Annotated in this window: 19 protein-coding genes; 12 read left to right on the top strand and 7 right to left on the bottom strand. The window is 65.9% G+C overall.

Annotated elements, in window-relative coordinates; translation table 11 throughout:
* Positions 1-47: 47 nt before the first annotated feature.
* Complete coding sequence (locus AB431_RS17575) at positions 48-392, top strand: hypothetical protein (protein ID WP_047331015.1); 345 nt, start codon at positions 48-50, stop codon at positions 390-392.
* A gap of 24 nt (positions 393-416) precedes the next feature.
* Here AB431_RS17575 and AB431_RS17570 read toward each other — a convergent pair whose 3' ends face one another.
* A complete protein-coding gene (locus AB431_RS17570) occupies positions 417-1313 on the bottom strand; it encodes a helix-turn-helix domain-containing protein (RefSeq protein WP_047331014.1) in 897 nt (298 codons plus the stop codon).
* Between the two features lie 64 nt (positions 1314-1377).
* Here AB431_RS17570 and AB431_RS17565 point away from each other — a divergent pair, with 64 nt between their 5' ends.
* Genes AB431_RS17565 through AB431_RS17545 form a run of 5 tightly spaced genes read left to right on the top strand, consistent with a single transcriptional unit; the run spans position 1378 to position 6831 of the window.
* Complete coding sequence (locus AB431_RS17565; protein ID WP_047331013.1) at positions 1378-2313, top strand: SDR family NAD(P)-dependent oxidoreductase; 936 nt, start codon at positions 1378-1380, stop codon at positions 2311-2313.
* Entirely contained in the window at positions 2313-3116 is an 804-nt protein-coding gene (locus tag AB431_RS17560; protein ID WP_047331012.1) for an acetoacetate decarboxylase family protein, read from the top strand. The genes AB431_RS17565 and AB431_RS17560 overlap by 1 nt, the downstream gene beginning before the upstream one ends.
* Positions 3117-3119: 3 nt before the next feature.
* The gene (locus AB431_RS17555) at positions 3120-4334 is read left to right on the top strand and encodes an amidohydrolase family protein (protein ID WP_047331011.1); all 1215 of its coding nucleotides are present in this window, start codon (positions 3120-3122) and stop codon (positions 4332-4334) included.
* Between the two features lie 16 nt (positions 4335-4350).
* Positions 4351-5619, top strand: coding sequence for an amidohydrolase family protein (locus AB431_RS17550; RefSeq protein WP_047331010.1), 1269 nt, complete (start codon positions 4351-4353; stop codon positions 5617-5619).
* A gap of 3 nt (positions 5620-5622) precedes the next feature.
* On the top strand, positions 5623-6831 hold the full coding sequence (locus tag AB431_RS17545) for a CaiB/BaiF CoA-transferase family protein (RefSeq protein ID WP_047331009.1): 1209 nt from the start codon (positions 5623-5625) through the stop codon (positions 6829-6831).
* A 10-nt stretch (positions 6832-6841) separates the two neighbouring features.
* Here AB431_RS17545 and AB431_RS17540 read toward each other — a convergent pair whose 3' ends face one another.
* The gene (locus tag AB431_RS17540) at positions 6842-7930 is read right to left on the bottom strand and encodes a methyltransferase (RefSeq protein ID WP_047331008.1); all 1089 of its coding nucleotides are present in this window, start codon (positions 7928-7930) and stop codon (positions 6842-6844) included.
* A gap of 101 nt (positions 7931-8031) precedes the next feature.
* On the opposite strand from AB431_RS17540, the gene AB431_RS17535 reads away from it, so the two are divergent.
* A complete protein-coding gene (locus AB431_RS17535) occupies positions 8032-8598 on the top strand; it encodes a TetR/AcrR family transcriptional regulator (protein ID WP_047331007.1) in 567 nt (188 codons plus the stop codon).
* On the opposite strand, the gene AB431_RS17530 is transcribed toward AB431_RS17535, so the two are convergent.
* Positions 8595-9236 (bottom strand): TetR family transcriptional regulator, encoded by a 642-nt coding sequence (locus AB431_RS17530; protein WP_047331006.1) that lies wholly within the window; start codon positions 9234-9236, stop codon positions 8595-8597. The genes AB431_RS17535 and AB431_RS17530 overlap by 4 nt on opposite strands.
* 61 nt (positions 9237-9297) lie before the next feature.
* On the opposite strand from AB431_RS17530, the gene AB431_RS30035 reads away from it, so the two are divergent.
* The 3 genes from AB431_RS30035 (at position 9298) to AB431_RS17515 (ending at position 12761) form a co-directional block, all read left to right on the top strand.
* A complete protein-coding gene (locus AB431_RS30035; protein ID WP_082135717.1) occupies positions 9298-11667 on the top strand; it encodes an Ig-like domain-containing protein in 2370 nt (789 codons plus the stop codon).
* A 126-nt stretch (positions 11668-11793) separates the two neighbouring features.
* The gene (locus tag AB431_RS17520) at positions 11794-12276 is read left to right on the top strand and encodes a DUF4232 domain-containing protein (RefSeq protein WP_235435702.1); all 483 of its coding nucleotides are present in this window, start codon (positions 11794-11796) and stop codon (positions 12274-12276) included.
* A complete protein-coding gene (locus AB431_RS17515; protein ID WP_047331005.1) occupies positions 12276-12761 on the top strand; it encodes a pyridoxamine 5'-phosphate oxidase family protein in 486 nt (161 codons plus the stop codon). The genes AB431_RS17520 and AB431_RS17515 overlap by 1 nt, the downstream gene beginning before the upstream one ends.
* Here the strand turns inward: AB431_RS17515 and AB431_RS17510 are convergent.
* From AB431_RS17510 to AB431_RS17495, 4 genes are all read right to left on the bottom strand, one after another.
* Positions 12758-14104: an FAD-binding oxidoreductase gene (locus tag AB431_RS17510; protein ID WP_047331004.1), complete on the bottom strand. Its 1347-nt coding sequence runs from the start codon at positions 14102-14104 to the stop codon at positions 12758-12760. The two genes, AB431_RS17515 and AB431_RS17510, sit on opposite strands and share 4 nt — an antisense overlap.
* Positions 14101-15579, bottom strand: a complete 1479-nt coding sequence (locus AB431_RS17505; protein ID WP_047331003.1) for an APC family permease — start codon at positions 15577-15579, stop codon at positions 14101-14103. Before AB431_RS17505 ends, AB431_RS17510 begins: the two co-directional genes overlap by 4 nt.
* Positions 15580-15624: 45 nt before the next feature.
* The gene (locus tag AB431_RS17500; RefSeq protein ID WP_047331002.1) at positions 15625-15915 is read right to left on the bottom strand and encodes a hypothetical protein; all 291 of its coding nucleotides are present in this window, start codon (positions 15913-15915) and stop codon (positions 15625-15627) included.
* A gap of 367 nt (positions 15916-16282) precedes the next feature.
* Positions 16283-16954 carry a class I SAM-dependent methyltransferase gene (locus AB431_RS17495; RefSeq protein ID WP_082135716.1) on the bottom strand — a complete coding sequence of 224 codons (672 nt, stop codon included), beginning with the start codon at positions 16952-16954 and terminating at the stop codon, positions 16283-16285.
* Positions 16955-17177: 223 nt separating this feature from the next.
* Between AB431_RS17495 and AB431_RS17490 the strand changes: the two genes are divergently transcribed.
* Positions 17178-18086, top strand: a complete 909-nt coding sequence (locus tag AB431_RS17490; protein ID WP_047333529.1) for a cytochrome c biogenesis CcdA family protein — start codon at positions 17178-17180, stop codon at positions 18084-18086.
* 150 nt (positions 18087-18236) lie between these two features.
* The gene (locus AB431_RS30465; RefSeq protein ID WP_047333528.1) at positions 18237-18878 is read left to right on the top strand and encodes a TetR/AcrR family transcriptional regulator; all 642 of its coding nucleotides are present in this window, start codon (positions 18237-18239) and stop codon (positions 18876-18878) included.
* Positions 18879-18882 lie beyond the last annotated feature (4 nt).

The raw sequence follows: 18882 nt of genomic DNA, 5'->3' as shown, positions 1-18882 counted from the left end.
TCTTTTCTCAACCAGCCACACGAGTGGCTTTGAGAAAAGGAACTCCCATGATCAAGAACCGCATCGCCTCCGCCGCAGCCATCGTCACGTTCGGTCTGGCCGCCTTCGGTGGGACCGTCGTCGCCATTGCGGCGCCGGCCAATGCCGAGACCCCGGGCGCCGTGCAGGTGGAGGGCACCGACATGACCGGGACCGCCGGGCAGGCCGTTGAGGACGCCCGGGCGATTCCGGAGGAGTTGGCAGACGCGACGCGGGGCCCCGATGTCGCCGCCATCCCCGCTCCCGGCAGCGCCGCCGCCCAGGAGCACACCCTGTTCCCGCGCGACGCCGCCCCGCACAGTGAGCACAACGGCCAAGGGCACAAGGGCAGCAATGAGCAGGGTCAGCACTGAGCGCTCACACCTTCACATCGGTCGCTATTCGGTGTGCTGCGGTTCCTCGTCCAACGCGGCGCTGAGTTGGCGGGTCACACCCGCGAGCTGCTCACCCATGCGGGTGGCGTCGCCACCGCTCATCGGCTCAGGGCTTGGAACCAGGCTCAGTATCAACGCAATTCGTGAATCCGGCTGCAGGATCGGGGAGTCGATATGGCTCACCTCGTAGGTACGGTCCGGGTCCAGGCTGGCCGGGAACCACTCCTCCTGGTTGATCAGCTCATCGGTCAACGCCTGCGCCAGCTGGCTGAGCCGGGTGGAGCGGACTTCGGCACTGCGGACGATCAGTGCCAGTTCCTGCAGGCGCAGATCCGGCAGGAGATGCAGGCCGACGGCGTAGCCGCGCTGTTGTGTGGCGGCGATGGCGCGCCGGTACCGATCGCGCACGTCCTCGGGTAAGGCGGCCAGCCAACGCTCCCGCGCCTGCGCACCTGCCCATGCGACCGTCGATGCGCCGTACGGCGGGCGATGCGGGAACTGGGTTCCGATCGCCATCGGGTGGCCGCCGCCCAGACGGCTGCGGACCTGATCGACCACCGTGGAGTAGTCGTCGCCGACCGAAAAGGCGACGCAATGAGCGCCGGTCGCGGCAGACAGCTCGACCATCGCCGAGCGGGCGAGCACCAGCGCCGGATAGTGGCCGGCTGCCTCCCGGCCGAGGCGGACCAGCGCAGGCCCCAGGTGATAGGTCTTGCGAACCGGGTCACGCAGCAGCCAGCCCGACCGCGCCAGCTCCGAGAGCATCGAATGGCAGCTGGCCTTGTGCACGCTCAACTGGCGCGAGACCTCGGTCAGCGTCAGCCCTCGACTTCCGTCGCCGGCCAGGTGCTCGAACAGCTTCACCACCCGCTCGGTCTGCGGAGATGGACGTGGCGGCATCCGATGATGGTCGCATAATGCGACTGCTTGCGGTGATATACGCGACCATGTGACGATGCCCACAATGAACGACCTACGGGGCAAAGTCGCCGTCGTAACCGGGGGCGCCGGTGGAATCGGTCGCGCACTGGGCAGGCGGTTTGGTCAAGAAGGCATGAAGATCGTCCTGGCCGACGTCTTGGCCGAACCCCTCGACGAAGCCACCCGAGAGTTGACGGATGAGGGTATCGACGCCGTCGGTGTGGTCACCGACGTCACGGACTACTCCTCGGTGGAAGCGCTCGCCAAAGGAGCGCTCGATCGCTTCGGCGCCGTGCATGTGGTGTGCAACAACGCGGGCACCGGTGCGGTGTCCGAGGGATACATGTGGGAACACGACCTCGCCGACTGGCGCTGGGGCATCGACGTCAACGTGCTGGGCGTCATCCACGGCATCAAGGCATTCGTGCCGATCCTGCTCGACCGAGGCGAAGGCCACGTGGTCAACACCTGCTCTGGCAATGGTGGATTCGCGCCGATCGCCCGCGGTGCGATGGGCGGACCGGCCACTGCGGTCTACCCGATGACCAAGGCCGCCGTGCTGTGCCTGACCGAAAGTCTGTACACACACCTGGAAATGACCGGATCCGGGGTGCGGGCGCACGTTCTGTTCCCCGGCGGCTTCCTGAACACCGGCATCTGGGAGTCGTGGCGGCATCGCCCGCAGCGCTACGCCCCAACTCAGGAACGCCACACCCCCGACCAAACCCTGGCCAGGGTGGTGGACCGCTTCGAGTCCGCCGGTGTGCACATCGAATTCACGCCGCTGGAGACCATCGCCGCGCAGGTCGTCGACGGCATCCGGTCAGACAGCTTCTGGATGATGGGCCCGCCGGCTCCGTCCGATGACGTCGTGAGCAAGAAAGCAGCGTCGATCATCGCGCGCGGCGAGCCCGACTACCTGGTCGACGTCCTCGGCAAGCACGCGACGCAGACAACCGCAACAGAAGGAGAGAAGTGATGAGCGCCAACGCGGTTCGCTACGGCCCCCGCCCGCCCGAGGCGCGCGTCGACCATGAGATCGACGCCACCAAGGCGCCCATCGCCACGGAGGCCGTCACGGTCACCTATCTCACGGATCCGGAGATCGTCGCCGCGGTCCTGCCCAAACCGCTCGAGCCGGCGGCTGAACCGCTGGTGCGAATCTCGCTCCAGCGGGTCCAGATCGATGGCCGGCCGCCGTTCGGCTCGGCGGTGTTCTCGGTGGCTGCCCGCCACGGTGAGGTCGACGGTGACTACCCGCTGTTCATGCCGCAGTCCACCGAGCAGTCCGTCACCGGTGGGCGCGAGACCTTCGGTGAGCCCAAGAAGTTGGCCGATATCCGAGTCGACCGCGACGGCGACGGTGTCACCGCCACCGTCAACCGGTTGGGTTATGCGTTGCTCACTCTGAGCGGTCGGGTTACCGGCCCGGCGGAGTTGCCGCCCGACCAGGTGAACACCGAGTTCTACTTCAAGTTCCTGCGCGCTCCAGATGGCGATGGCATCACCGATCCGCACCTGGTGTACGGCGAATACCACCGACACTACGAGGTGCTGGAGGACATCGACGGCACTGTCGAGCTCGGGGAATCGCCGTTGGACCCGGTGGCCGATATCGTTGTGCGGCAGATCAAGTCGATCACCTGGTGCCGTCGCCGGACCGTGCAGGTCGGCCGCATTGCCGAGCGGGTGCCGGCCGAGTGGTTGTTGCCGTACGTACATCAGCGCTACGACGACGTGGCGCTGCTCGCCGCGCCGAGGCCCGAGCCGACGCGGGTGTAGCCGATGGACCGGTACACCGTGATCTCAGCCGACTGCCACGCCGGCGCCGACCTGCTCGACTACCGCGACTATCTCGATCCCGGCTTCCGGGACGAATTCGACAGCTGGGCAGCGGAATACGTCAATCCGTTCGCCGACCTCGCAGATGCCGACGCCGAACGCAACTGGGACAGCGACCGGCGCAACGCGGACCTCGATGCCGAAGGTGTTGCGGGGGAGGTCATCTACCCCAACACCATTCCGCCGTTCTTCCCTTCGTCGAGTCTGGCGGCTACGCCACCGGAGACCGCACGCGAGCTGGAATTGCGCTGCGCCGGCCTGCGTGCACACAACCGCTGGCTGGCCGACTTCTGTTCCCGCTCGCCCGAGCGGCGTGCCGGGGTGGGTCAGGTCATGCTTCAAAACCTCGACGAGGCCGTCTCCGAGATCAAGCAGATCGCCAAACTCGGACTGCGCGGCGGGGTTCTGTTGCCCGGGGTCCCGCCCGGAGCAGCCATCCCGCAGCTGTATGCCGAACACTGGGAGCCCCTGTGGGAGGCGTGCGCCGACGCGGGCGTCGTGGTCAACCACCACGGCGGCAACGCCGGACCAAGCCCACTCGACGGCTGGGGCAGCTCGTTCGCGATATGGGTCTACGAGACCCACTGGTTCGCCCACCGGGCTTTGTGGCACTTGATCTTCAGCGGTGTGATGGATCGTCATCCCGATCTCACCGTGGTCTTCACCGAGCAGGGCGCCGGCTGGATCCCGGCCACCCTGGAATCCCTCGACGTCGCGGCGGCCCGCTACGCGCGCGAGGGCTCGGCGATCGCCCGGTTCGCCGGCCCCACCGCCGGCTCGCTGAGCCTCAAGCCCAGTGAGTTCTGGGCCCGCCAATGCTACGTCGGCGCCAGCTTCATGCGACCGGTCGAGTGCGCCGAACGTCATGACATCGGCGTCGACCGCATCATGTGGGGAAGCGACTATCCGCATCTGGAGGGAACGGGCTTCTTCACCCGAGAAGCGTTGCGTTACACATTCTCCGGTGTTCCGCCCGAGGAGGTAGCGGCCATGGTCGGCGGAAACGCGGCAACCGTCTACGGCTTCGACCTGGCGGCGCTGCAGCCCTTGGTCAACCGGATCGGTCCGACGGTGGCCGAGGTCGCCGAGCCGCTGGCCGAAGTGCCCGCCGGGGCGAGCAGCACCGTCTTCGAACCCGACCCCATCCGTACCTGGTAGTGAAAGGACAAGCGCCATGGATCCCTACCTGATCATCTCCGCAGACACGCACGCCGAACTCCCGACCGAGCGGTACCGCGAATACGTCGACCCCGAATACCGAGACGACTTCGACGCGTTCCTGGCCGAAAAACAAGCGGCGGCGCAGGCCGGTGGCTTCATCGACGAGGAGTTCGCGCAAGCGTGGTTCGACGAGCACGGCGAGGGCATCGCCGGCGGATGGGATGTCGCACAACGTGATAAGGAACTCGACGGCGACGGTGTTGCCGGCGAGGTCATCTTCCCCGACGCCGACGCCGTGACAGGAGTCGCCGGTGCACCGTTCGGTGCCGGCCTGGGCCAGTCGGGCAACCTCGACCCGGGCCGGGCGATGGCGGGCGCGCGGGCACACAACCGCTGGCTGGCCGAGCTTTGCAGCCACAGCCCCGAGCGGCGAGCTGGGGTTGCGGTGATCCCGATCCTCGCCGACGTCGACGCGGCGGTCACCGAGATCCACCGCGCAGCCGAAGCCGGTCTGCGGGGCGGCATTTTGATCCCGGTGCTGTGGGGCGACTACCCGCCCTACCATGATCGTCGCTACGACAAGGTTTGGGCCGCATGCCAAGACCTGAACATGCCGGTGCACACCCATGTGGGCCCGGCGCCGAGCGAGGAGTACGGGGAGCATCTGGGCATCTACACCACCGAGGTGCGCTGGTGGGGCGCTCGGCCGCTGTGGTTCGCCCTGTGGGCCGGGGTATTCGAGCGTTTCCCGAGATTGCGCTGGGGCGCCACCGAGTGCGGTGCGTTCTGGGCCAACGATCTGCTCTGGCTGATGGACACCCGGTTCCTGCGTGAGCACTCGGCGAAGAAGATGAGCAAACTGCTCGAGGGAGATCTGACGATGCCGCCGTCGGCGTACTTCGACCGGAACTGCTTCATCGGGGCGACCACCACGGAGCGCCGGGAACTGGCTCGGCGCTACGAGATCGGTGTTCCGAACATGCTGTGGGGCAACGACTACCCCCACCCGGAGGGCACGTGGCCGAACACCCGCAAGTGGCTGCGGCATGCGTTCTGGGATGTTCCCATCGACGAGACCCGGCAGATGCTGGGGTTGGCGGCGGCCGAGATCTACAACTTCGATTTGACGGCCCTCGCGCCACTCGTGCAGCGCATCGGCCCGACACCCGACGAGCTGGGTCAGGACGACGCGGTCAGCATTCCCAAGTGGGAGGCCGCCCGCCAGGCCGGACGGCACTGGCTCACTGAGACCGAGCCTCTCGCCGACCTGGTCGAGAACTGATCGATGAGTTCGGCTGATGGGCCGCACCCGGGGCCACTGAGCGGCGTTCGTGTTCTGGAGCTCTCGCTGGCACTCACCGGGCCGTACATCGGCGCCCTTTTCGCCGACCAGGGTGCCGACGTGGTGAAGGTGGAACGTCCGGATATCGGTGACATCCTGCGGTGGATCGGCCCGAGCGTGAACGGACTGAGCGCGGTCTTCCGGGTCTGCAATCGCGGCAAGAAATCGATCGCGATGGACGTCCGGACCGACACCGGTCGCGAGATCGCCCTCGAGCTGGCCGCGAGCGCCGATGTGGTGATCCAGAACTTCCGTCCCGGCGTAGCGGACCGGCTCGGGCTCGGCTACGACGACGTTGTCGCCGTCAATCCTGATGTCGTTTACGTATCACTGACCGGTTTCGGCGAGGTCGGTCCGTATCGCGACCGCAGCGCCTACGACACGGTGATTCAGGCATACGGCGGTGTCGCGTCCAGTCAGGCCGCACCCGATGTCGGCGAACCGATCTTCCTGCAGCAGGTGATCGCCGACAAGGTCACCGCGCTGTATGCCAGCCAGGCCGTCACCGCGGCACTGTTCGCGCGCGAGAGAGGGCGGGGCGGGCAGCATGTGCACGTCTCGATGGTGGATGCGGTGGTGTCGTTCTTGTGGACGGATGCGGCGGGCAACGAGGTCTTGCTCGACTCGGACAACTCCCAACCGTCCAGCTTCACATCGGGATTCAAACCTTTCCGCTTCATCGACGGCTGGGGAGTGGTGACACCGATCTCGGACTCCGACTTCACCGGTATGTGCCGTTGCCTGGGCGCGCCCGGTGCGGATGATCCACGGCTGCAGACCGCCGAGCTACGCAACCAACATCGCCCGTTGATGGCGCAGGTGATGGGGGCGTGTTACGCCGGAGCGGAAAAGTTGACGGTGCGCGAGGCGACCGAGAGATTCGAGTCCGCCGACGTGCCATACGCGATGATCGTTCCGCCCGACGAGCTACCCCATGATCCGCATGCCATCGCGATGGGGCTGTTCGAGGAACGTGACGACCCAGTCGTGGGACGGGTGCGCATTCCACGGCACCCGGCGTTGTTCGATGGCACACCCGCTCAACTCGCCGGTCCCGCACCGACATTGGGTGAGCACACCGAGGAGATACTCGCCGAAATGGGTCGCGCGGGCCAGCGGGCCGACTTGCGACAATCGGGGGTCATCGCCTGACGACGGTCGGCTAGACCGCGACGGCCTCCAGAATGCTGATCGGGCCGACGGTGTCGACCACTCGAGTCAGCCGCAAGCCTGCCTTGTCGAGCAAGTGACGGTATTCGGCGGTGGTGCGTTCGCGGGCGTTGGCGACGACAAGCATCTCGATGTCCACCCACTTGCCGTGAAAGTTTCTATCATGATCGGGAATGACGAACTCGATCAAGAGGACTCGTGCGCCTCGGCGAGCAGCGTTGCGGACGGTCTGCAGAATGCGGACCGCATCACCGTCGGGCCAGTCGTGAATGATGTGCTTGAGCACATAGGCATCGGCGCCGTCCGGAGCCGATTCGAAGAACGATCCCGGCTCAATTCGGGTGCGGCGATCGACGCCGTACTGGCGGAGCAGTGCAGGTGCACCGGCCACCACCTCGGGCAGATCGAACAACACGCCGCGGGCCTGCGGCGCCGATTCGAGGATCGCCGCGAGCAGCCGACCGTGACCGCCGCCGATGTCGGCGATCGTGGCGAAGCGGCTGAAGTCGTACGCCGCGACCACCGCGGTGATCGACGACTCCGACAGGCCCGTCATGGCCTGATTGAAGATCCCGGCGAGCTGGGGCTCATCGGCGAGGTAGTCAAAGATCGGCTTGCCCCGCAATGCCGGGACCACCGCGGCCCCCGTACGGATCGCGTCAGCCACGTGGCTCCAGTGCTCACGGTGTTGTGCTGCGCCCACCCACCGGGCCATACCTGCCATCGAGACGGGAGAGTCGGTGCGCAACGTCTCCGCGAGGGCGGTGAGCTCGTAGCGGCCGTCGCTGCGCTGCCGGAACACACCGATACCGATGAGGGCCCGAAGCATTCGGCCCAGCGCGTCCTGGTCGACGTTCAACCGGCATGCGAGAGCGTCGCCGGTCGCGGGCCCATCTGCCAAGGCATCGGCAACACCCAGTTCGGCTGCGGCGGCGATCAATTGGGCAATCCACGCCCCCATGATCAGCTCCATCATCGCGGCTGCCGGCGGCGCAGCGCGTTGGTTGATGCGGGTCAGGTGATGACGGACCCGCTCGATGGCCCGGACAACTTTCGTCGGTGGCGCTTTGGTGGACGTCACGGGACCATCCCTTCTTGGTTCCTCGCGTAGCCGATAGGCGCCCGAACCGTAACTCCGCTCCCCATTTAATGCAAGTGGACACTTGCATTAATATCTGGGGTGTGCCCAAACGCATCGACGAAGATGACCTTTTCCAGACAACAGTCGCGGTATTCGCCGAATGTGGCTATCGGGCCACCAAAACCCAGGAGATCGCGGCGCGGGCGGGTATCAACGAAGCGACGCTGTTCCGGCGCTACGGAGCCAAGGCGGCTCTGATCAACACGGCGCTGACGCACGTGTTGGCGGATTCATCGTTCGCGAGCGTGGCGATCAGCGACGATGTCACGGCCGACCTCACCGCGCTGGTGCGATCGTACATCGAGACCGCACAGCGGTACGGTGGTGCGGTTGTGACGCTTCTCGCCGAGATTCCCCGGAATCCGGAACTACGCGAGGCGATTACGGCGCTGATGCCCAATCTCGTCAACGCCGCAAACGTGATCGCGGCGCATCAGGACAACGGGCGCCTGGCCCCAGGCGACCCACTGCACAAGCTGGTGGCGTTGATCGGACCCTTGCTGGTGTTCGGTCTATGGGCGCGCACGGGGGCGGCTCCGGCGGTCCCGGACATCGACGCGGGCAGGGTGGTCGCCGAATTTCTGGATGGGCATCGGGCCCTCGGCTAGTCTGCCCGGATGGTCGGCAGGCCGAGTTCATCCGCAGGCGCGCTGAGGTAGCGCTGAACACTGGGACCGACGAGGGTGACCACGTCGTCGGCTGCCAGCGTGGACAGCGGCGGCACCCGCATGACGTACCGCAGCATCGCCGTGCCGACGAGGCTGGTGGCGGCGAGCATCGCCCGAAGTCGCGCGTCGTCGGCGCCGCCCAGTGCGTCGGTGACCGCGGTCATGACATAGCTGTGCAGAAACTCCCGAAATGCTTCGTGCGCATCGCTGTTCGATGTCGCTGACTGCAACATCGAGACCATGCTCGCGGCAGTGTCGGGTTGCTCCCAGATGCTCAGATAGGCCCGGACGATGCGGAACCCCAACGCGTCATCGTCGCCGGCCGTCAACTGGTCGGTGAACAGTTCGGGGTCGAGAACCAGCTTCATCGACTCGCGGAACAGCTCCGCCTTCGAGCCGAACAGATACAACACCATCGACGGGTCCACGTGCGCCTCGTCGGCGATCGCGCGCAACGTCGTCTTCTCGTAGCCGTGCTGAGCGAACTGGTTCTTGGCCGCGCGCAGGACCACGTCCCGTGACACCGGTTCGCCGTGGCGTCTGCCGCGTCGCTTGTCCATCGTTGCACGTGAGGGCATGTCTGACCCTAACATTTCAATAGCCATTGAATTATCTCCCGCCACGGTTTACGCTCAGCTCATGATTTCATCCGTCGTTGAAAAAAGTGCGAACGCTCGGCCCGGGCATGCGGCGGAGCCGGGACGCAGGGCAGTGGGGGCCGCGCGCGCGACCGCGATCGCCGTCGGCCTGTCCGTGGTGGTGGCGGTGTTGGCCGTCGCCTTCGCGCTACCGGCCGCCCGTAGCAAGCCGCACGACGTACCGATCGGCGTGGCCGGTCCGCACGCAGAGGAGATTGCATCCCTGCTGGTGCGGAATGCTCCCGGATCGTTTCGCGTGACCGCCTACCCCGACCAGGCAGTGTTGCGGGGAGCCATTCGTGACCGGGACGCGTACGGCGGTGTGGCTCTCGGGTCGACCGGCCCCATACTGCTCACTGCCACCAGCGCGAGTCCCGCTGTGGCACAGACGCTTTCCCAACTAGGCAATCAGCTTTCGAAAATGATTGCGGTGCCGGTGCGAACCGAGGACCTTGCGCCCCCGACTGCACAGGACCCGCGTGGAGCCGGGCTCATCGCGTCTGGTCTACCGATCACGATCGCCGGCCTCCTGCCGGCAATCCTGCTGGTGCTGCTGCTGCCTAGCCGGATATGGCTGAGAATCTTTGCACTGCTGCTATTTTCAGGGTTGACAGCGTTGACGATCACGGCGGTCCTGGTGTGGGTCGTTGGTTCGATCGACGAGAACGTCGGCGGTGTCGCGGCCGCCGTGATGTTGGGTCTGGGTGGTGCGGGTCTGGCCGTGTTGGGTTTGGGCACGCTGTTCGGGCGCACCGGGCTGGCGCTTGGTTCGGCGTTGGCGCTGCTGCTGGGAAACCCGCTGTCGGGCATGACGAGTGCGCCGGAAATGCTGCCCGGCGGCTGGGGTGCCTTCGGCCAGTACCTTCCGCAGGGGGCGACCGTCACTCTGTTGCGCTCGGCCGCCTTCTTCAACGGGGCAGGAGCCGGCGCCGCCATCACGGTGTTGATTTGTTGGGCGGTGGGCGGCGCGGTCCTGATGGGGATTGAGCTCCTGAGGTCCGCGGTACGCCGCGGTTCGTCTGCCCGTTTCGTCGGTGGCCCCGCCGCCTGGCTGGGTGCCGGCGCGATCGCGGTCGGCATCGGTGCCGCTCTGGCGCAGGGATCTGCGGTGGCGGATGCCGACACCGGACACAGCAGCAGGAACGACGCTGCTGCCGGCGGCAGCACCGGACCGGCCGCCCCCACTCGTCATCGCGGTTCCGTCACGCTCAAGGTGCCCAATACAATTCAGTCGTTTGGCGGCACCAGCCGCACCACGCCAGCGGGCCTACCCAAGACGGTCCTCAGCCCGCATGACGTAGTGGGCTGGATCCGCCGCGAGTTGCGCTACACCCTGTTCAACAAGCCTCCCGTGATCGCGGCCGTTCAACACTCGGAAGATCCCGTTACCGGTGTCGTCACGGGAGATCTTCACGACGCCAACGGGTCTCGGGAAGGATTGACCTACACGGTCACCCAACCCGACAACGCCGTCGTCCACGTCAACCCAGACGGAACCTTCTCCGTTGCTCCCGATGCGAATACTGCCCACCTCGGGGGGTCCGTGAGCTTCACCGCCACCGCGGAGAACGGCAGTGCATACCGGCTGCCCGGCGTACTGGGCCGCATCCAATCGGTGATCCACTATTGCGCACAACGGTTGGGCATCAGCGGCCCTGACTCGGCTACCGCGACGGTGACCGTCGATGTCGCGTCCATCAACAAGGCACCGACCATCGGCGGCTATTCAGACATGACGTCCACCGTCGACGGCACCGTCTCCGGCCAGATCGAGGCGACCGATCCCAATCAGGACAGCCTTCGCTTCAGCGGACCGACGACGAGTGCGGGCGGGGGAGCCGTCACCGTGAACGCCGACGGTTCGTTCACCTACGCGCCGACGTTCCAGATTCGCCACGCCGCAGCTGCTGACAACGCGCCCGAAGCGGCCACCACCGACAGTTTCACGGTCACTGTCAGCGACGGTTACAGCGGTTTGGCCACCCAGACGATCACGGTGCCGGTGAGTGCCGCCAACGGCAAGCCCAGCGGCGGCACGATCACCGGCGTGGCGGTTGACGACGTCATCGGTGTCGTCTCCGGCGCCGTCATCGGGGTGACCGACCCGGATTCGGATCCGTTGAGCTACAGCTCGAATCCGACCACGACGGGCGGCGGCATCGTCGATGTCTACGGTGACGGCTCATTCACCTACAACCCGACCGCTGAGCAGCGGCACCTCGCGGCGGCGTTGGGCGCCCCGTTCACCGTCACCCACGACAGTTTCACCATTTCGGTGGCGGACGGTCACGGTGGCAGCACCGCGATCACGGTCGTGGTTCCGGTTGCGCCCGAAGTGGATGAACCTCCGACCGGGGTCGCGGCCGGCTGACCCCGGCGCTTGTCGAGAACTGACAAAGTGACCCGGCTAAGGGACTAGAGTTCGCTCGCCGGTCGAGAATTCGCGACGGCGGGAAGGGCGGCGATGATGAGATGCCTACCTGGTGTAGCCGGGGCGTTGACTGCCATCCTGGCCATCGGTCCGATGGCCGCGAGCCCGGCCGCATCAGCCTTGCCTGCGTGCGGACTCGATTCGCTCGGTCTGACCACCAGCGCGCCCGCGTCACCCGGCGACGCCACGCAGATTCACTTCGACGTGATCTTCACGAATACCTCGGCTCAGCCTTGTGAGCTGCAGGGCTATCCCGGTGTGGATCTCATCGGTCCCGACGACCCGGTGTGGGGTCCGGATTACCAGTTGCCGCAGCAGGCCGGGGACCCGCAACTGGTCACGCTCGCGCCCGGCGCCGCTGCCAGCAGCCGCCTCACGTTCTTGGCGGACCCCAGCGGGTGGGTGCCGGACACGATAGCGGTCACCCTGCCCGGTGGGCCGGGGCGGATGGAGACACCGTGGATCGCCGGTCGTGTTCCGCTTGCGCGGCAGGACGCCGCCAGTCACCCGGGGACGTATATCGGACCGCTGCAGCCCATGGTCAATTGATGGACGAGCAAGAACTGGCGGGGGAGTTGGGCCACCCCGGCGCCCAGAGGCTGCTGTCGGGCGCGATGGCCCGGCTCGCCTACAACGGTCACGATGGCTTCCCGCGGGTCGTTCCCGTCGGGTTCCATTGGACGGGCGAACGGATCGTGGTATCCACCGCACCGACGTCGCCGAAAGCCCGCGCACTGGCCTCCCGCCCGCAGGTCGCCGTGACCATCGACGGCGGGTCCTCGCCGGAAGAGGCGACGGCATTGTTGGTGCGGGGCCTGGCCACGCTGGAGACCGTCGACGGCGTCACCGCGGAATATCTGGCGTCAGCGCGTAATTCGATGAGTGGTGACGAACTCGCCGAGTTCGAACGCAACGTTCAGTCGACCTACCGGCAGATGGTGCGCATCTCGATCGAACCGCTCTGGGCGCGGTTCTACGACTTCGGCTCCGGCCGACTGCCCAAATTCCTCGCGGAGTTGACCACCGACAGCTAGGCCGTGATGCTCTGCTCGTAGCTGAACACGTTGTCGGGATCGTAGGCGGCCTTGATCTGGCGCAGCCGTTTGACATTGGGTCCCCAGTAGGCCCGCTCCCAGTCCGGCATGCCCGAGTTCGGCACGTTCACGTAGGCGCCGTTGGCGTAGGGCGTCAACGCATCGCTGAACTCGGCCAGCCACCTGAGGCGGTCATCTGCGTCCTTCGAGGGCGCCGGCGGACCACCGCGGACCCCCCAGCCGGCGCCGGGTTCGGCGTAGAACAGCGCTTCCCGGTGCGCAAAGGCCGAACCACCCGACGGTTCGCTGGTGGCCACCGCACCACCGAAAGCGTTGGTGAAGTAGTTGCATCCCGCCGGTGCCTTCGCCATAAACTGAGCGATGATGCGTATCGCCTCGGGCGGGAACGGCTCGGTCATGAACTGCGAGTTGAACTTCCAGTTTGCCGGGTCTTCGGCGAGGGGGATCTGAAAGTCGGTGTAGATCGTGGCCCAACTGGCGTCCTGCACGACCACATCGGGACTGTTGATCGACACCATCGGCGAAAGTAGCTGCAATGCTTCGGCTTCCGAACCACCCGCGAGGACAGCGTGCACGCTGAACTTGTCGCCCTCGATCTCGAGTTGACTGGTGAGCCGGTTGTCGGTGTAGGGAGCGGAACGCTGCCACGCGTCGAAGACGGTCTCCAGATCATTCAGGCCAGGCCAGGTCGCGACGACGAAGATCGCCTGCGCCAGCGGATGAATCCGATACGTCAGGGACGTCACGATGCCGAAATTCCCGTTTCCTGCACCGCGCAGCGCCCACAGCAGATCCGGGTTGTTCTTCTCGTCCGCGATCACCACCTCGGCACCGCCACCGGCCGAGGCGACCACCACCTCGGCGGCCAACAGGTTGTCCGACGCCATGCCGAAGTTTCGTGTCAGCAGACCGAAGCCGCCGCCCAGCGTCGCACCGGCAAGCCCGACGCTGCCTTCGGTTCCGGTCGGGGCTGCAAAGCCGGCCCTGCCCAGTCCGGTGACTGCCTCCAGCTGGTTGAGTCCGGCGCCGACGGTCGCGGTGCGCGCGTGCGCATCGATGGTCACCGCCTTCATCCCGCTCACGTCGATCACCACCCCGTCGTCAACTCCTGACCAGCCTTCCAGCGAATGGCCACCGCTGCGTACCCGGACAGCAAGGCCCTGGTTGCGCGACCATGCCAGCGCGTTGACGACATCCTCGGTGCTGGAGGCGAACACGACGGCGGTGGGCCGGTGGACGAAGAGGTGGTTCCACCCTCGGCTGGCATCGGCGTAGTCGGCATCGCCGGGACGAACCACCCGGCCGGTGAGTGCATCGGTCATGATTCCTTCACCTCTTCGAACATGTTGGGATCGCCCGGCTCGTGCTCGAGGACCTCGCGGTTGAACTTCCACAGGTAGCCGAAGTACAGCAGACCGGCAGCGGACATTCCGAAGGCCAGCGCGATGGGCGCCCAGGACGGGGATGTGGTGATGACCACGAACAGCGAAACGATCACCCATACCAGGGAACCGATCGCCACCGGCCACTCCCACCGGCCGAGGTCGAAGCCGCCCGGCTTGCGGTCGAGCTTGTGGCGGGTGGCCAGGTACAGCACGATCGTCATCAGGTAGGGCAAGATCGTGACGATCGCGCCGGCCATGATCAGTTGCAGCAGTGCGTCTCCCGGCATCACCGCCATCAGGATCACGCCCACGGCCAATACCAGTAGCGTCGCGGGTATCGGGGTGTGGGTGCGCGGGTTGACGCGGCCCATCACCTTGTGCGCGGGGAAGCGTCCGTCACGGGACATCGCATAGATGTACCGGGCGCCGGACACCATGGCGACCAGGGCTGCACCGAAGAAGGCGAGGGTGATCGCGGCCAGCAGGGGCCGTTCGAAGCCCGGCCCGAAGCGCTGGTTCATGATCTCGGCGACCGGCGACTCGGTGTTGGACACCTTCGCCATGTCGGTGATCGACACGGTGAGGATGATGACGAACAACATTCCCAGCACCGACGCTGCGGTCACCGATCCGATGATCGCGCGCGGGACGCTCCGTGTCGGATTCTTCGCCTCCTCAGCCATATTCGATGCCGTCTCGAATCCTACGAGGGTGGACAGACCCATGATCGATGCGGCCATCAATCCGCCGCCGATCGCCCAGAAGTTTGGGCTGCCCTCGGTGATACCGCGGGAGAACAAGTTGGCCGGTGCGGCATTTCCCGCCACCACCAAGGCAATGGCCAGTGCGACGCCGATGACCAACAGGATCGCCAGTTCGACGCCCACCGACAACGAGTTCACCCAGCCGACGATGCGCGTCGCGGCGACGGCCAGCGCTGCCTGGATCACCAGGATGATCACCGTGATCACCCGTGCGGTGGTCTCATTCGGCTCCATGCCGAGAAGCGGCATCAGGCACTGACTGGCCAACGCATTGTCGATCGTCACCGGGCTGGCGACGGCGCTCAATACGGCGAGCCAGCCGAAGAACCAGCCGATCTTGGGACTGGCCAACCGTGATGCCCAGGCGTAGGACGAGCCGCTCAACGGGATGCGGGCGGCGAACTGCGCGTAGACCAATGCCACCAAGGTCTGACCGATCGCGACGATGGGGAACAGCCAGATACCGACCGGCCCCGAGGCGCGCAGAACATCGTCGTAGGTGGCGAAGATCCCCACCGCGACGGACAGTGACGCGAACGAAATGGCAAACACCTGAAAGCCGTTGAGTGTTCGCTTGAGTTCTGGCTCGTAGCCGCAGTCTTCGCAGAAGTCGTCTGCGGCTTCGCCGGCCGCTACCGTCTGCGTCATTGTGCCTCTTCTCGCGTTGGTCGGATGTCAGGTTTCGGCACAGATTTACTCGCCGTGATGCGGTGCATTGTTGTGGACGGCGCCCGCGGTGGGAGCCGGACGGGCTGAGCCGGGGACGTGGGTGCCGCTGTCGTCGCCGTGCACCGGGATCGGGTGACCCCGCGGAACGACCTCTTGGTCGCCACGGTCGTAGGACTGAGCCTGGAGTGTGAGACCCCCGGGCATCGCGGAGTCGGCTTGCGCCAGGCCGGTGCCGATCCCGAGTGCGGCAGCACCGATTCCGCCGAACAGTGCGGTGGAGAAGGCCAACTTCTTGATGCTCGTGTTGATGTTCATGCCGCTGACCGTATGGGCCGCACGTGAGTGCGCTCTTCGGCCGAACTATGTGTTCGCAGACGGCTGCATGGGTCAAATGATGTAGGGGGTCCGGTCATGGGTTCGGACCGGCCTGGCCGGTCGCGCCCCTGTCACCGCCGGCCGCCCCAGCGTCACGGCCACCGTGCCGACGCGTCCGATGGTGTTGTCCCATGCAATTCCTCCAGGCCGAGTAGTCGACGGAGTGTAGCGATGAAAGACGTCGTCGCGACGCAACTCCAGCTAAGCGAAGGCGTTGAACGCGAACACGAGGTGCCCCGGTTCGACGATTCGATCAACTGCGCACAGAATCACCTGGTATGTCGCCGGGCAAAGGTTATTCAAACCATCACACCGTGGCCCGCCCGACCGCGAGCGGATGAACGATCGAAGGCATCCCATGCCATACGGCAGCTTCGGCCCGCACCGTGAACCCGCAGGCGTTCATCATCTCGAGGGTCGCACGGTTGCACACACACCCGCCGGCGAAACCACGCCAGGGCCGCAGCATCAAATCCTGCAATGCCGCGAGGGATCGTGAGCCCGCTCGGATGTGTTCGATGAACAGCAGCTGCCCGCCCGGGCGCAGCACACGGGCGATCTCGCGGAGCGCACGTTCGGGGTCAGGGACGGTGCACAAGACCAGCGTCGAGACAACGGTGTCCACCGAGGCGTCGGTGAACGGAAGATGCAGAGCGGACGCGTCAGTGATGTGCGCGGTGCGCCCGACTCGGTTCAGACGCCGTGCCAGCTTGTGCCGCATGCCCGGCTCCGGCTCGGTCAGCACCAGCTCGTCGATGCTGTCGGGATAGTGCTCGACGTTGAGCCCGGTTCCGGCGCCGATTTCGACGACGCGCCCCCTGGCGGCAGCCACCAATGCGCGCCGCCGGCGTCGCATTCCGATCAATTCGCCCAGCCAGACGAACGGGTCGTACACCAACGCCATGACGCGCAGCCACGCCGCATACGTGGACGTGTGTTGCTGGGCGGTGCTGGACTCGTCGCGGGCAGTCTCGGTCATGCCGAGAAACTACGAGTCCCCAGCCCAAGCCCGCATCGCTCAACCCGGCCATCTTTCATCGATGGCCGATCCGGGTCATCTATTGGCGGTCGCCACCTTCAAAGGCGCCTCGGTACCCAGCGGCATCTTCACGATTTCGGTGAACCCGGAACCGCCCAGGCTCGTGTCGTACTCAGACGACAGTTCCGGGTCGCCCGACGATAGACAGGGGCATGCGCGCATCGTGGAACAAAGTCTGATGGGACTCGCGTTCGGCGCCGGGTTGGTCGCAGTGCTCAATCCGTGCGGCTTCGCGATGCTGCCTGTCTATATGACGTTGGTCGTGCGCGGTGATGCCACGGGTCAGCTCAGCGCGCTGCGCCGCGCCGGGGTGGCCACCATCGAAATGGTTCTGGGCTTCATGACGGTGTTCGGTGCCTTCGGCCTACTCACGGTGTCGGCCGCCGCCACCGTGCAGCGATATCTGCCCTACGTCACGGTGGTGATCGGCGTAGTGCTCGTCGGACTCGGCATCTGGTCGCTGGCCGGCCGCCACCTTCCCGGCCTCAATCCGGCGACCCGCAGTAGCCGGTGGGCGCCGACGGCACGTGGTGGCTCGATGTTCGGCTATGGGGTGGGCTACGCGATCGCGTCCCTGTCCTGCACCATCGGACCATTCCTCGCGGTGACCGCGGCCAGCTTCCGAAGCGGCCTGACCGTCAACGGGTTGCTGACGTATCTGGTCTACGCCGCGGGCATGTCGCTGATCGTCGGCGTGCTCGCCATCGCCGCAGCTTTTGCCAACCCTGTCGGGGTTTACCGGATGCGTCGAATCCTGCCTTACATCAACAGATTTAGCGGCGCCCTGGTGCTGGTCGTGGGGTTGTACGTCGGCTATTACGGTGTCTACGAGGTGCGCATTTTCAGGGGCACCGCAGCCCCGGACGACCCGGTCATCACCGGCGCCGGTCAAATTCAGGGCGCCTTGATGACGTGGGTGCACGGCCACGGTGGCTACCCGTGGCTCGCGGCGTTGTCGATTCTGATGCTGAGCGCGCTGGTGGTCGCCTGGACCAGGCGTCTGCGTCGCACCGTGACGGTTCGGCGCGCGCTTAGACTGCATGCCGGCGAGCTGAGTCCGTCTTCCTCGTAATATGAGCGCGCGGATCCGCCCGCCAGGCTCGGGAATACGGGATATGCCTGGTTTCCGGCTGAACCAACCGGAATCGCCCCTCGTGTCTCACACTAGAGGAGACACTGATTGCGCGATCAGGAACAGGTCATCGAAAAGCGAGGAGTGTCGATGTCGACACCAACGGTTGAGGCAAACGACGGTGTCGGGCTGCCCGAGGTCGCGGCTGGTGATGCCCGGCAGCGGATCCTGGAAGCGACGGTGCAGTGCTTCCGCGCCTACGGGTATGAGAAGTCGTCGATGCGGTTGATCGCGAATACGGCCAAGGTGTCGCAAACTCTCCTGCACTATCACTTCGAGACCAAAGAAAAGCTCTTCGATGCCGCGATCAATGACGTGGCGACGAAGCTGTTCGAGACTGCCGCGACCCAACTGATGCCCAACGACTCGGTGGGTGCCGGCCTGGCCGACGCCGCGGGTCTGCTGTACACCCTGTTCATCGACAACCTCGACACCGTCACCTTCGTCGTCGAATTCGGGGCGGCCGCCAACCACAACGAATTCCTGCGCACCGCGTACCTCGCGTTCCGCGATACGCAGCGGCGGCAGTTCGCCGGCTTGCTTCGGTCCATCGCCGGTGCCGACGCGCCCGATCATGTGATCGACGAGTCGGTGCGGCTCATGGAAGTTGTGCTCCTGGGAATGTCGATGCAACGTCCCTTCGCCTCCGACGAACAGCGCTTGCGCGGCGACTTCGACAGCTTCGTCATCATGCTGATCACCCGACTCTTCGAGGGTCTGAAGTCAGGCTGATGCG

Origin of the sequence: Mycobacterium sp. EPa45 (genome assembly GCF_001021385.1) — a bacterium.
In the GTDB taxonomy this organism is placed as follows: Bacteria; Actinomycetota; Actinomycetes; order Mycobacteriales; family Mycobacteriaceae; genus Mycobacterium.
The sequence above is the reverse complement of the archived record's forward strand: the minus strand, read 5'-3'. Positions and strand labels throughout refer to the sequence as shown.

Coding starts and splice junctions, on each gene's coding strand:
- AB431_RS17575 (WP_047331015.1), top strand. CDS start 48: ATGATCAAGAACCGCATCGCCTCCGCCGCAGCCATCGTCACGTTCGGT.
- AB431_RS17570 (WP_047331014.1), bottom strand. CDS start 1,313: ATGCCGCCACGTCCATCTCCGCAGACCGAGCGGGTGGTGAAGCTGTTC.
- AB431_RS17565 (WP_047331013.1), top strand. CDS start 1,378: ATGAACGACCTACGGGGCAAAGTCGCCGTCGTAACCGGGGGCGCCGGT.
- AB431_RS17560 (WP_047331012.1), top strand. CDS start 2,313: ATGAGCGCCAACGCGGTTCGCTACGGCCCCCGCCCGCCCGAGGCGCGC.
- AB431_RS17555 (WP_047331011.1), top strand. CDS start 3,120: ATGGACCGGTACACCGTGATCTCAGCCGACTGCCACGCCGGCGCCGAC.
- AB431_RS17550 (WP_047331010.1), top strand. CDS start 4,351: ATGGATCCCTACCTGATCATCTCCGCAGACACGCACGCCGAACTCCCG.
- AB431_RS17545 (WP_047331009.1), top strand. CDS start 5,623: ATGAGTTCGGCTGATGGGCCGCACCCGGGGCCACTGAGCGGCGTTCGT.
- AB431_RS17530 (WP_047331006.1), bottom strand. CDS start 9,236: ATGCCCTCACGTGCAACGATGGACAAGCGACGCGGCAGACGCCACGGC.
- AB431_RS30035 (WP_082135717.1), top strand. CDS start 9,298: ATGATTTCATCCGTCGTTGAAAAAAGTGCGAACGCTCGGCCCGGGCAT.
- AB431_RS17515 (WP_047331005.1), top strand. CDS start 12,276: ATGGACGAGCAAGAACTGGCGGGGGAGTTGGGCCACCCCGGCGCCCAG.
- AB431_RS17510 (WP_047331004.1), bottom strand. CDS start 14,104: ATGACCGATGCACTCACCGGCCGGGTGGTTCGTCCCGGCGATGCCGAC.
- AB431_RS17505 (WP_047331003.1), bottom strand. CDS start 15,579: ATGACGCAGACGGTAGCGGCCGGCGAAGCCGCAGACGACTTCTGCGAA.
- AB431_RS17500 (WP_047331002.1), bottom strand. CDS start 15,915: ATGAACATCAACACGAGCATCAAGAAGTTGGCCTTCTCCACCGCACTG.
- AB431_RS17495 (WP_082135716.1), bottom strand. CDS start 16,954: ATGACCGAGACTGCCCGCGACGAGTCCAGCACCGCCCAGCAACACACG.
- AB431_RS30465 (WP_047333528.1), top strand. CDS start 18,237: ATGTCGACACCAACGGTTGAGGCAAACGACGGTGTCGGGCTGCCCGAG.